Source organism: Streptomyces sp. NPDC043853, assembly GCF_056436025.1.
The window spans coordinates 198675-210703 of record NZ_JBWKDJ010000006.1 but is presented as its reverse complement, the minus strand read 5'-3'; the positions used below and the strand labels follow the sequence as shown (position 1 = coordinate 210703).

11 protein-coding genes and 1 pseudogene are annotated in these 12029 nt (G+C 75.4%); 9 read left to right on the top strand and 3 right to left on the bottom strand.

Going from position 1 to position 12029, the window contains the following annotated elements; genetic code table 11:
- Positions 1-216 precede the first annotated feature (216 nt).
- The 8 genes and pseudogenes from AC067U_RS18520 to AC067U_RS18485 all read left to right on the top strand — a co-directional run bounded on the left by AC067U_RS18520 (position 217) and on the right by AC067U_RS18485 (position 9629).
- Positions 217-681 carry a hypothetical protein gene (locus AC067U_RS18520; protein ID WP_478830786.1) on the top strand — a complete coding sequence of 155 codons (465 nt, stop codon included), beginning with the start codon at positions 217-219 and terminating at the stop codon, positions 679-681.
- Entirely contained in the window at positions 678-2984 is a 2307-nt protein-coding gene (locus tag AC067U_RS18515; protein ID WP_478830785.1) for an NADH-ubiquinone oxidoreductase-F iron-sulfur binding region domain-containing protein, read from the top strand. The genes AC067U_RS18520 and AC067U_RS18515 overlap by 4 nt, the downstream gene beginning before the upstream one ends.
- A 100-nt stretch (positions 2985-3084) precedes the next feature.
- On the top strand, positions 3085-3276 hold the full coding sequence (locus tag AC067U_RS18510) for a ferredoxin (protein ID WP_478830784.1): 192 nt from the start codon (positions 3085-3087) through the stop codon (positions 3274-3276).
- Position 3277: 1 nt separating this feature from the next.
- Positions 3278-5398, top strand: coding sequence for an acetate--CoA ligase family protein (locus AC067U_RS18505; RefSeq protein WP_478830783.1), 2121 nt, complete (start codon positions 3278-3280; stop codon positions 5396-5398).
- A gap of 75 nt (positions 5399-5473) precedes the next feature.
- On the top strand, positions 5474-6643 hold the full coding sequence (locus AC067U_RS18500; protein WP_478830782.1) for an acyl-CoA dehydrogenase family protein: 1170 nt from the start codon (positions 5474-5476) through the stop codon (positions 6641-6643).
- 150 nt (positions 6644-6793) lie between these two features.
- Positions 6794-7981, top strand: coding sequence for an acyl-CoA dehydrogenase family protein (locus AC067U_RS18495; protein ID WP_478830781.1), 1188 nt, complete (start codon positions 6794-6796; stop codon positions 7979-7981).
- Positions 7978-8847 (top strand): annotated as a pseudogene (locus AC067U_RS18490) (3-hydroxybutyryl-CoA dehydrogenase); the annotation flags it as partial. The gene AC067U_RS18495 and the pseudogene AC067U_RS18490, both read left to right, overlap by 4 nt.
- A 170-nt stretch (positions 8848-9017) precedes the next feature.
- Positions 9018-9629, top strand: coding sequence for a TetR/AcrR family transcriptional regulator (locus AC067U_RS18485; protein WP_478830780.1), 612 nt, complete (start codon positions 9018-9020; stop codon positions 9627-9629).
- Positions 9630-9683: 54 nt separating this feature from the next.
- On the opposite strand, the gene AC067U_RS18480 is transcribed toward AC067U_RS18485, so the two are convergent.
- The 3 genes from AC067U_RS18480 to AC067U_RS18470 all read right to left on the bottom strand — a co-directional run bounded on the left by AC067U_RS18480 (position 9684) and on the right by AC067U_RS18470 (position 11447).
- A complete protein-coding gene (locus AC067U_RS18480) occupies positions 9684-10190 on the bottom strand; it encodes a SixA phosphatase family protein (protein WP_478830779.1) in 507 nt (168 codons plus the stop codon).
- Positions 10191-10400: 210 nt separating this feature from the next.
- Positions 10401-10913: an SgcJ/EcaC family oxidoreductase gene (locus AC067U_RS18475; RefSeq protein ID WP_478830778.1), complete on the bottom strand. Its 513-nt coding sequence runs from the start codon at positions 10911-10913 to the stop codon at positions 10401-10403.
- 126 nt (positions 10914-11039) lie between these two features.
- Entirely contained in the window at positions 11040-11447 is a 408-nt protein-coding gene (locus AC067U_RS18470; protein ID WP_478830777.1) for an HGxxPAAW family protein, read from the bottom strand.
- An 80-nt stretch (positions 11448-11527) separates the two neighbouring features.
- On the opposite strand from AC067U_RS18470, the gene AC067U_RS18465 reads away from it, so the two are divergent.
- Positions 11528-12001 carry a MarR family winged helix-turn-helix transcriptional regulator gene (locus AC067U_RS18465; RefSeq protein WP_478830776.1) on the top strand — a complete coding sequence of 158 codons (474 nt, stop codon included), beginning with the start codon at positions 11528-11530 and terminating at the stop codon, positions 11999-12001.
- Positions 12002-12029 lie beyond the last annotated feature (28 nt).

Below are 12029 nucleotides of genomic sequence, written 5' to 3'. Positions count from 1 at the left end.
CGCCCCACGGGCGGGCGGCGCACGGCAGGTCACCGGGCCGACAGAAAGGCCCCAGGGCCGATCGGGCCTGCAGGCCGACAGGCCCCGATGGGCCGGCAGGCCGGCAGCGCGGCGCTTCCCACCCCGTCACCCCTTTCCCCACTCCCCCATTCCCCCTGGCCCCGTCGTCCGGTCCAACCGGGCGGCGGCGCCACCCACCCCTCCCCGGAGGCACGCATGAGCGGTCGTCGGCGTCTGGACTGGCTGGGGCTCACCCCCGAGCCGGAGCGGGAGCTGCCCGCTGCGGTCGCGGCCCTGCGCGCGGCTCCGGTGTTCCCGCCCGGCCCGCCCCCGGCTCACCCCGGCCACCCGGAACCCGCGCGGGCCCCCTCTCCCGCGGCTCCGGCCCACATGGCGGCAGCCGAACGGCGCCGCGTGGAACGCCTGATCCTGCGCGGCAGCCGGCACAGCTGGCTCCGATACCTCGCCGAGGTCACCGACCTGGTCACCGCAGTCGCCGCCGGGTCGAGGCCCGGCGACCCCGCCGCCGCCCTGCTCGCCGGAGAGGTCGTGCTCGACCACCACCGCATGCTCATCGGCCTCCCCGGAGCGGGATACGGCCGCACCGCCAGGGACCGCACCGCGCTCGAAGAGGCCGTACGGACGCTGCGGACCCACATCCCGACAGGAGACCGACCGTGACCGTGATCCGATACCCGGGAGCACTGCCGCCGGGCCCCCTGCTCGGAACGGCACCGGACGTGACGGAGAACGCCGGGGCGTACCGCGCCGCCGGCGGCTACGCCGGCACCACCACCCCGGACGAGCTGCTGCGCCACCTCGCCGCCTCCGGGCTGGGCGGCCGGGGCGGGGCCGGCTTCCCGGCCGCGGTCAAGCTGCGCTCGGTACGCGAGCAGGGCGAGCGCGCCGGACACGACGGGACCGGAAACGGAACCGGGACGGGGATCGGGATCGGGATCGCAGGCGGTGCCGGTGGCGGCGGCCCGGTCGTGGTGGCGAACGGCGAGGAGGGCGAGCCGGGTTCGGTCAAGGACCGGTGGCTGCTGCGTGCCCGGCCCCACCTGGTCCTCGACGGCCTCGCCCACGCCGCCGCGATCACCGGAGCCGTACGCGGCTACGTCTACCTCTCGGACCGGGAGGCGGCCGTACGGGTCCGCCGCGCCCTGGCCGAGCACCCCCCGGGCCTGCCGGTCGAGGTCGTCGAGACCCCCCACGCCTACGTCGCCGGCGAGGAGACCGCGGTGGTCCGCCGGATCGACGGCGGTCCGGCGCTGCCCACGGCCAAGCCGCCCCGGCCCTTCGAGCGGGGCGTCGGCGGCGCACCGACCCTGGTCTCCAACGTCGAGACCCTCGCCCGGATCGCGCTCACCGCCGCCCGGCCCGGGCTGGCGGACCGGATCGCCCGCACCACCCTGGTCACCCTGTCCGGCGGCGGCGCCGCACCGGTCCTCACCGAGGTCCCCTACGGCGTCCCGCTGCGCACCCTCGCGGCGGCCCACGGCAGCGCGGACGCGGCCGGGGCGCTGATGGGCGGGTTGTTCGGCGGGCTCGTCGGTCCCGACGGCCTCGACCTCCCGCTGGAGCCGGCGGCCCTCGCGGCCGCCGGTACCGCCCTGGGCTGCGGGGCCGTACGGTTCCTCGCTCCCGGCGACTGCCCGGTGGCCGCCGCGGCCCAGGCCGTGGACCATCTCGCCGCCGAGAGCGCCCGCCAGTGCGGCGTCTGCGTCTCGGGCACGGCGGCGGTCCGCGACGCCGTACGGGCCCTCACCGCCGGATCGGCCGGGCCGGGCACCCTGGAGAACCTGGAGCGTTGGTCCCGGGGCCTCCGCGGGCGCGGCGCCTGCGGTCTCCTCGACGCCGCCGCCGGTATCGCGGGCAGCCTGCTGCGCGCCTTCCCCGCCGCGGCCCGCGCCCACCTCGACGCACCGTGCCCGGCCTGCCAGGCCGCTGCCTCCTCGCCCCGGGGCGCCCGGACCGGCCTCACCGTGGCCGTCCCATCGGTGGCCGACACCCCGGCGGCGAAGCCCGCCGACCCTGGTCCACGCCCTCGCGCCGCAGTCATGCCGGACTCCTCCGGCCCCGGCCCCGGCCCCGGCCTCGGCCCCGGCGCCGAGCGGTCCGGGCTCCCGGCCTCAGCCCGCGGCGAGGGCCCGCCGGGGAACCCGCGCACCCTCACCGACCGCGAACCGGCCCTGGTCCCCGTATCCGGGCCGGCACCGGCGCCCGGGTACGCCCACCCTGCCGAAGCCGCCCCGGAGCAGGAGGTACCCGGCCCCGGGGGGCACAGTGCCCCGAACCGGACGGCGGCTTCCGCGAACACCCGCGACCGGCGCGCGGCGGACCGGCCGGCGAACACGGCCCCCGTCGGCCACCACCCGCCCCTCACCACCGGCCCCGGCCCCGGCCGCGCACCGCACCCCGCCCTCACGACGGCCACGGCCACGGCCACAGCCACGACGGCGGCGGCGACGGGCGACACCCGGACAGCGCCCGTGGCCGACCGGCACCAGCGCGCCGACGACCCACGGCGGACCGTCGGCCCGGCCGGCCGGCTCCCGCCGTCCGCCACCGCACGTCCCGGCCCGGCGCACGGCCCGGCCCCGGTCGCGACTGCCCCTGCCCCTGCCGACCAGCACCACCGCGCCGCGGACCTGTCGGCGGCCGTCGGCTCGGCCGCCTCTCCCCCGCCCTCCCCCCTCGCCCGTCCGGCCCCGGCACACCGCCCCACCCCCGCCCCGGCAACGGCGGACGACCGGCACGACCGCACGGACCCGCCCGAGGGTCCCGCCCCGGCAGCCGGCCGTACGCGGCCGGTGCCCGGCACCCGCCCTGCCCCGGCAGACAGCCGTCCGGGTCAGGTCACCGGTCCGATCGGCCACCCCGCCCCGGGTGCCGTGGCCGGCTCCCTCCCGGCCCGCGGTCCGGCCGTGCCGCGGGCGCAGGGCCCTGCCGCCCGGCGCCCGCGGTCCGACGGCGGTCACTGACCCCGATCCCGTGCCCGGGACGCCCTCCACCCGCCGCCCACCACCCCCGCGAACCGCACCGCACGCACCACACGCACCGCACCACCGAAAGGAACACGCCGTGAAACTCCTGCTCGACTCCACCCTCTGCCAGGGCTACGGGCTGTGCCAGGAGCACGCGCCCGAGCTCGTCGAACTCGACGAATGGGGCTACGCGAAGGTGATCGCCGTGCCCGTCCCGCCCGGCGCCGAGGGCACCGCCAGTGCCTGCGCCGAGAGCTGCCCCAACTCCGCCCTCCGCGTGGAGCGCTGACATGGGACGTGACCGACGCGACCTCACCGCCCTGTTCGACCCCCGCTCCGTCGCCGTCATCGGGGCCAGCGACGATCCCGCGAAGTACGGCCACGCGGTGGCCTCCCAGGCGCTCCGCGCCCCCGACCGGCGGCCGGTGCACCTGGTGAACCGGCGCGGCGGCACCGTGCTGGGCCGCACAGCCGCCCCCTCGCTCACCGCGCTCGGCGAACCCGTCGACCTCGTGGTGATCTCCGTGCCGGGCGCCGGCTTCGAGGCCGCCGTGGACGAAGCCCTGGCCTGCGGCGCGAGGGCGATCGTCGCGATCACCGCGGGTTTCGCGGAGTCCGGCCCGGCGGGCCTGGCCCGGCAGCGGGCGGTCGCCCAGCGAGTCCGGGACGCCGGGGCCGTCCTCGTCGGACCCAACTGCCTGGGCATCGCCGACAACACCACCGAGCTGTACCTCGCCTCCGACCGGTTCGCGCCCGGCGGGATCGCCCTGCTCAGCCAGAGCGGCAACCTCGCCCTCGAACTCCAGCTCCGCGGCGAGCCGCACGGCCTCGGCTTCTCCCGGTTCGTCTCGCTCGGCAACCAGGCCGACGTCACCCTCGTCGACCTCGTCGAGGACTGCGGCCGCCACGAGGCCACCGCGGTGATCGCCGTGTACGCCGAGGACTTCGGCGACGGCCGGGCCTTCGCCACCGCGGCCGCCGCGGCCGGCAAGCCGGTGGTGCTGCTCACCGCGGGCCGGGGCACCGCCTCCGCGCGGAGCGCCCGGTCGCACACCGGGGCGCTCACCACCTCGGCCGACGTGGTGGCCGCCGCCTGCCGCGACGCCGGCGTGGAACTCGTCCGTACGCCGCGGGAGATGACCGTGGTCCTGGCCGGACTCTCCGCCGCGGCCGGAGGAGGACCGTCCGGAGGCCGGCGGTCCGGAGGCGGGCGGTCCGGGAGCGGGCGGCGTACGGCGGTCTTCACCGACGGCGGCGGCCACGGCGCCGTCGCCGCGGACGCCGCCGAGGACGCCGGGCTCGACGTGCCCGAGCTCGGCGGGGCGGCACAGGACCGGCTGCGGACGGTGCTGTGGGAGCAGTCCGCGGTCGGCAATCCGGTCGACCTGGCGGGCATGGGCGAGCGGAACCCGCTCTCCTACGCCGCCACCGTCGCCGAACTCCTCGCCGCGCAGGACGTCGACGCCGTGCTGATGACCGGCTATTTCGGGGGGTACGCCGCCTCCGAGGGCGGCCTTGGCGGCGGCCCGGCCGGCGGCTCCGTACTCGCCGAGGGTGAGACCCGGGCGGCCAAGGAGATCGTCGCGCACCTCGGCGCCATGCCGAAGCCCCTGGTGGTCCAGTCGATGTACCCGCAGTCGCCGAGCTGCCGGGTGCTGGCCGGGGCGGGGGTCCCGGTGTTCGCCGCCACCGAGGACGCCGCCCGCGCCCTGGCCGCGATGACCGGCCGCGCGGCGGCGCCCGCGCCCGGGATCGCCGCGCTGCCCGACCCCGCCGTAGCGCTCGGGGACCCCGGGTACCACGGGGTGCGGGCGCTGCTGGCCGCCGCGGGGGTGCCGTTCCCGGCGGCCCGCGAGGTCACCGACGAGGCGGGACTGCTGGCCGCGGCCGAGGAGTTCGAGGGCCCGTACGTACTCAAGGCGCTGCACCTGCTGCACAAGTCCGACGCGGGCGGGGTGGCCCTGCGGCTGCCCGACCGGACCGCGCTGCTCGCCGCGTACCGGGAGATGCACGCCCGGCTGGGTGCCCCCGCCTACTCGGTGGAGGCGATGGCCGACCTCTCCGACGGCATCGAGCTGATCGTCGGGGTGAACCGGGACCCGCGGTTCGGGCCGGTGGCCATGGTCGGGCTGGGCGGGGTGCTCACCGAGACCCTGCGCGACGTGGCGTTCGCCCTGGCGCCCGTACCGGCCGCGCGGGCCGGGGAGCTGCTCCGAGGTCTGCGGACGGGCGCGCTGCTGGACGGCGTACGCGGCCGGCCGGCGGTGGACGTGGCCGCCGCGGCCGCCGTGATCGAGCGGATCACCGAGGTCGCCGCCGCCCATCCGGAGATCGCCGAACTGGAGGTCAACCCGCTGCTGGTGCGCCCGGACGGCGCACTGGCCCTGGACGCCCGGGCCGTCCTGGACTGAGGACCGCCTCCCCTCACCCCACCTCCTCTCACCCCCACCTCCCCTCCCCGTCCCCCGAAGGAGACCGAGAGCACCATGGACTTCCGCTACACCACCGAACAGACCGCCCTCAAGGCCCGTGCCGCCGCCTACGCACGGCTGCTCATGCGGTACGAGAACCAGTCCGAGGAGGCCGGCGGCCCGCTGCCCGCGGACACGGTCCGGGAACTCACCCGGGCGGCGATCGACGCCGGCGTGTACGCCATCAACATGCCCGCGGAGTGGGGCGGGGCCGGCCTGTCCCTGCTGGACCAGGTGATCGTCGAGGAGGAGTTCGGCAAGGTCACCAACTGCCTCTGGGACATCCCCTGGCGGCCTGCGAACGTCCTCGCCCACGGCACCGAGGCGCAGCGGGAGAAGTACCTGCTGCCGGTGATCCGGGGCGAGCGGTTCGACGCGTTCGCGGTGACCGAGCCGGGTGCCGGATCGGACCCCGGGTCGGGTACGAGCACCGCGACCCGGACCGACGGCGGCTGGCTGCTCAACGGCGAGAAGTGGTTCGTGACCTGCGGTGACATCGCCGACTTCCTGCTGGTGCAGGCCGATGCCGGCCCGGAGCGGGCGGCCACCCTGTTCTTCGTGGACAAGCAGGCGCCGGGCGTGGAGATGACCCGGGTGCCGCGGTTCATGCACTCCGCGGTGAACGGGCACCCCGAGTTCACCTTCACCGATGTCTTCGTCGCCGACGAGGACGTGCTCGGCGGGGTCGGCAACGGCTACGAGCTGACGAAGGAGTGGTTCACCGACGAGCGCCTGATGATCGCCGCCCGTACCGTGGGTGCCGCGGAACGCGCCCTGGAGCTGGCCCGGGACTGGGCGGTCGAGCGGCGCCAGTTCGGCTCCCCCATCGCCGAGTTCCAGCTGGTGCAGGGCATGCTCGCCGACTGCGCGGCCGACATCGCCGTCAACCGCGCCTACGCGCACCAGGTCGCGTGGGAGGCCGACCAGCCCCACACCGACCCCAAGACCCTGCACGCCAAGGCGTCGACCGCGAAGCTCGCGGCGAGCGAGGCCGCCGGGCGGGTGATCGACCGGTGCGTGCAGATCTTCGGCGGCCGCGGCTACGACCGCTCCTACCCGGTCGAGCGGATGTACCGCGAGCTGCGCGTCGACCGCATCTGGGAGGGCACCTCCGAGATCCAGCGCCTGATCATCGCCAACGAGCTCGTCAAGCGGGGCACCCGGGTGCTGGCCCTCCCGCACTGACCCCACCCGCGCCCCCGGGCCGTCCACCCCGCCCACACCCGTACGACCACGCCATCCACACCCGTACGACCACGCCGTCCACACCCGTACGACCACGCCGTCCACACCGGCGATACCTGCCACAGCCACCGAAAGGACCCCGAGGACCCCATGGACTTCCGACTCACCGCCCGCCAGCAGGAGCTCCAGGGCGCGGCCCGCGAACTCACCGAGTTCATCATGAAGTACGAGGCCGACTGCGAGGAGAACAACGGCCTGCCCCCGCAGGCCCACACCGAGATCCGCGACGCCGTCCTCGACAGCGGCCTGCAGGCCGTCAACATGCCCGCGGAGTGGGGCGGCGCCGGCCTCACGATCCTGGAGCAGGTCCTCGTGCAGGCGGAGCTCGGCCGGCTCACCGGCGCGCTCTGGGACATGGTGTGGCGGCCCGCCAACGCCCTGTCCCACTGCACCCCCGAGCAGCGCGAGCGCTACCTGGTGCCGGTGATCCGGGGCCGGCGCCGCGACTGCTACGCGGTGAGCGAGCCCGAGGCCGGCTCCGACCCGCAGAGCATCCGGACCACGGCGACCCGGACCGACGGCGGCTGGGTGCTGAACGGCGAGAAGTGGTTCGTCACGGTCGGCGACCACGCCGACTTCATGATCGTGCTCGCGGCGGCCGGGGAGGAGCGGGCACCGACCCTGTTCCTCGTCGACAAGGACACCCCGGGCGTGGAGATGACCCGGGTGCCGCGCTGGATGCACACCTTCGTCTACGAGCACCCCGAGTTCACCTTCACCGACGTGCACGTGCCGGACGACGCCGTGCTCGGGGAGGTGGGCAACGGCTACGACATCACCCGCTCCTGGTTCACCGAGGAGCGGCTGATGATCGCCGCGCGCACCATCGGCGCCGCCGAGCGCGCCCTGGAGCTGGCCCGGGACTGGGCGGTCGAGCGGCGCCAGTTCGGCTCCCCCATCGCCGACTTCCAGCTGGTGCAGGGCATGCTCGCCGACTGCGCCGTGGACATCGCCGTCAACCGCGCCTACACCCACCAGGTGGCCTGGGAGGTCGACGAGGGCCGGGTGGACCGCAAGACGCTGCACGCCAAGGCGGCCATCGCCAAGCTGGCGGCGAGCGAGGCGTCCGGCCGGGTCGTCGACCGGTGCCTGCAGATCTTCGGTGGGCGCGGGTACGACCGCTCCTACCCGGTCGAACGCCTCTACCGCGAGCTGCGCGTCGACCGCATCTGGGAGGGCACCTCCGAGATCCAGCGCCTGATCATCGCGGGTGAACTCGTCAAGCGGGGCACGGGCGTCCTGCAGATGCCGGCTGACGAGGGCACGGGGGCCCGGTGACCGACGGCGGGTCCGGCACGGACCGGGTCGGGGTGGTGGGCTGCGGACTGATGGGATCCGGCATCGCCGAGGTCTGCGCCCGCGCCGGACGGGACGTCGTGGTGGTGGAGACGAGCCGGGCGGCCGCGGACGCCGGCCTGGGGCGGATCACCCGCTCGCTGGGCCGGGCCGCGGCGGCCGGCAAACTGACCGCCGCGGCGGCGCGGGCCGCGGCCGCCCGGATCACGGTGACCGCCGACCTGGAGCGGATCGCGGACCGGGACCTGGTCATCGAGGCGGTGGCCGAGGACGAGCGGGCGAAGCTGGAGGTCTTCGCCCGGCTCGACGCGGTGGTGGAACGCCCCGACGCCGTGCTGGCGACGAACACCTCCTCCATCCCGGTCATCCGCCTTGCGGCGGCCACCTCCCGGCCGGCGCAGGTGATCGGCCTGCACTTCTTCAACCCGGTGCCGGTCCTCCCCCTGGTGGAGCTCGTGCCCTGCCTGCTCACCGGGGAGGAGACGGTGCTCCGCGCGGAGGCGTTCGCCTCGGGTGCCCTGGGGAAACAGGTGGTGCGCGCCCGGGACCGGGCGGGTTTCATCGTGAACGCCCTGCTCGTGCCGTACCTGCTGGCCGCGGTCCGGATGGCCGAGGCCGGAGCGGCCTCGGCCGAGGACATCGACCGCGGCATGACCCTGGGCTGCGCCCACCCGATGGGTCCGCTCGCGCTGGCCGACCTCATCGGCCTGGACACCGTACGGTCCATCGCGCGGTCGATGTACGCGGAGCACCGGGAGCCGCTGTACGCCCCGCCGCCGCTGCTGTCCCGGATGGTGGAAGCGGGCCTGCTGGGCCGCAAGACGGGCCGCGGTTTCCACGGCTACGGGGGCGGCGGAAGCGCGATGGGCCAGGATGGGGGTACCCGCACCGACACCGGAACCGATACCGGAGCCCGTACCGGAGCCGATACGGGAACGGGTGCGGCGGGCCGGGCCGCCGTACCGCCGCCGTCCACCCACTCACCCGCCGACGGGCGCCGACACGGGGAGCAGCCGACGTGACCAAGGCCGAGCGCGCACTGGAGACGCGTGAGCGAATCCTGACGGCCGCGTGTGAAGTGATCGCCGACATCGGCTTCGAGAACATCAGCATGCGGAAGGTCGCCGAGCACGCGGGGGTGTCGAAGGCCCTGTTGCACTACCACTTCGACACCCGGGAGAAGCTCTTCGCCGAGGCGATGACGCACTCCTTCTCCCAGACCGGGCTGGACACCGAGGGGGTCCCGGACTCGGTGCCGGCCGCCGTGGTCCTGGCCCGCATCCTGCGCAGCATGCTGCCGACGGACGAGGAGCTCCGGCAGGACTGGAAGCTCTGGCAGGAGCTGTGGGTGCGCGCCCAGCGCGATCCGGCGGCCCGGCACCTGGCCGTCGACCTGTACGAGCAGTTGCACGCGTGGGTCACCGGAGCGGTGGAACGGGGCATCGCGTCGGGGGAGTTCCGGCCGTGCGACGTCGCCGCGCTGGGCACGCTGGTGCTGGCCCTGTGCGACGGCCTCGGCATCCGCGTGATGCTGGAGGACCCGCGGGTCGGCCTGGCCACGGCCCGGTCGACGATCTGGGGGACCATCGCTCCGGTGCTCGGGATCGCCCCGGAGTTCCCGGAGGTCTGACCGGTCACCGGGGCGGCCGTCGGCGTTCCGGGAGGTCTGAACGGGGCCGGGCGGTCAGCCGCGCGGGATCTCGAAGGCGGCCAGCCGTGCGCCGCCCGGGGCGAGGCCGGCCCAGGTTCCGGGGCAGCCGAGCACCGCGACCGCGGCGGTGGGGAACTTCTCCTCCAGGCGGTCCAGGGCGTCATCGCCGGCTGCCCCGCCGGCGAGCAGCAGTACCAGGTCCTGCAGGCCCGGGTTGTGCCCGACGACGAGGAGGGTCCCGACCTCGTCCGGAGTCTCCCGCACGGTGTCGAGGATCTCCTCGGCCTCGGCCGCGTAGAGGCGCGGTTCGAGGCGGACGGGCGGCGGGGCGGGGAACGCGCCCGCGGCCAGCTCCCAGGTCTGGCAGGTGCGCCGGGCCGGGGAGCACAGCACGAGGTCCGGTCGCGGAACGGACCGCGCCAACAGCCGCCCGGCGGCGGGCGCGTCCCGCAGGCCGCGCGGGCCGAGGGGTCGGTCGTGGTCGGGCACGCCCGGCGGCCAGGCGCTCTTCGCGTGCCGCAGGATCACCAGGTCCGGCATGCGGGCGAGCCTAGCCGGTCCGTTCCGGACGTGCCCGACCCCGCGCCGGAGGGAAAGCGGGGACCGGGCCCCGCGGACCGGCCACCGGACCCGTCCGCGGACCGGCCATCGGCACCCGTCCCGGGATCGCTCGGCCGGGGTCGGACAGCCTGGATCAGTCGACGGACATCAGCCGACGGACATCAGCCCGTCGGCATCAGCCCGTCGGCATCAGCTCGCGGGCGGGATCACCGAGGAGTGGTGGTTGACGATCAGCCACTTGCCGTTGCGCTTCTCGTATTCGAACGTGTAGCGGGCGTCTAGCGGCTTGGTCTCCCCGGTCTTGGGGTCGGTGAGGTGGAACCGGTAGATGCCCGCGTCGATCGCCGAGTTGCGGTCCAGCACGTTGATCACCGAGCGGACCTTCTCGCCCTTCGGCTTCTTCTGCAGGAAGTGCTCGAAGTAGTCGGTGATCTCCGCACGGTTGGTGCGTATCTGCGGTGAGGCGGTGGGCAGCAGCACCGCGTCGCGGGCGTACCGGTCGGCGACCTTCGCGGCGCTGCCGGTCTGCAGGGCCGCGTTCCACTGGTCGAACAGTGCGGCGATCTCGCGCTTGCCTGCCTTGCCGTGCCGCGGGTCGTCCTTCTCGCCCGCCTGGGCCGCAGCGGTGCCCAAGGCGAGGGCGCCGGCGGCGGCCACCGCGACGGCGGTGACCGTGGCGCGGGTGCGGAACGTACGCTTCATCGGGACTCCTGATCCAGGGTGGACTGGCGAACCAGTGAACGGGGGAATCTGGCGAACTGACGTCGAACGCAACGGTGTTCGACGATCGCCAGTCTCGCCGAGGATCGCCCGATACCCGATGGGGTCTCAGGATGTGGAATCCGCCGCGGCCCCGGCCGTACGGGATCCGGGGGCGGTGGCGCCGGCCGCGGAGACCGCCGCGGGAGCGGTCGCGCGCCGGCCGGCCAGGCGGCAGCCGAGGCAGCCCGCGTGCCCGGCGCGTGCGGCGTGGTCACGGGACCCGAAGCCCCACTGCCCGACGGGCCGCGGCCCGGGGGCCTTGCCCCAGCCCGCCAGGTGCAGGCCCCAGGTGAGCAGGGCCGCCGCCACGAGGACGCCGAGCCCCAGCCACAGTCCGGGGGTCCAGCCGCACACGCCCACTCCGGCGAGTGCCGCCCCGACCGTGGCGACGGCGGTCCCGGACCATCCGGCGACGGTATGACCCTCGTCGTACTGGTGCCCCCGGCTTCCTTCACTTCCCTTGCCTGCACTCATGCTTCCACGCCTTCCGGGCCGCCCCGACCTATGATGTCTTAGCAACTGAGGAATTTATCTTAGGTACTAAGGAAATATCAATGGAGGGCACGATCCGCCCCGCAGCCTCGCCCGCGGAGGCGATCTCCGCGATGGACCACCTGATCGCGACGAGCATGGTCGGCCAGCAGGAGTTCGCCCGGAACCTGGGGCTCAGCGTGACCGACCTGATCTGTTTCGCGTACGTCCTGGAGGCCGGGGACGCCCCGGTCACGGCCGGAGACCTGGCGGTGCGCGCGCACGTCACGACCGGGGCGGTCACCGGCATCATCAATCGCCTGGAACGCGGCGGGTTCGTGACCCGGCAGCCGGACCCGGCCGACCGGCGGCGGGTGCGCGTGGCCGCCGTCCCGGAGGCGGCCGACCGCGTCCGGGCGGTCTACGAGCCGTACTACGCGCGCCTCGCAACGCTCTTCGCGGAGTACACCCCGGACGAAGTGGCCGTCCTCACGGACTGGTTCAGCCGGGCGGGCGAGCTGGCGGCGACCTACCTCGCCGAATCCTGCGAGACCTGAACCGGCGGGGCCGGTGGGGACAGGGGCG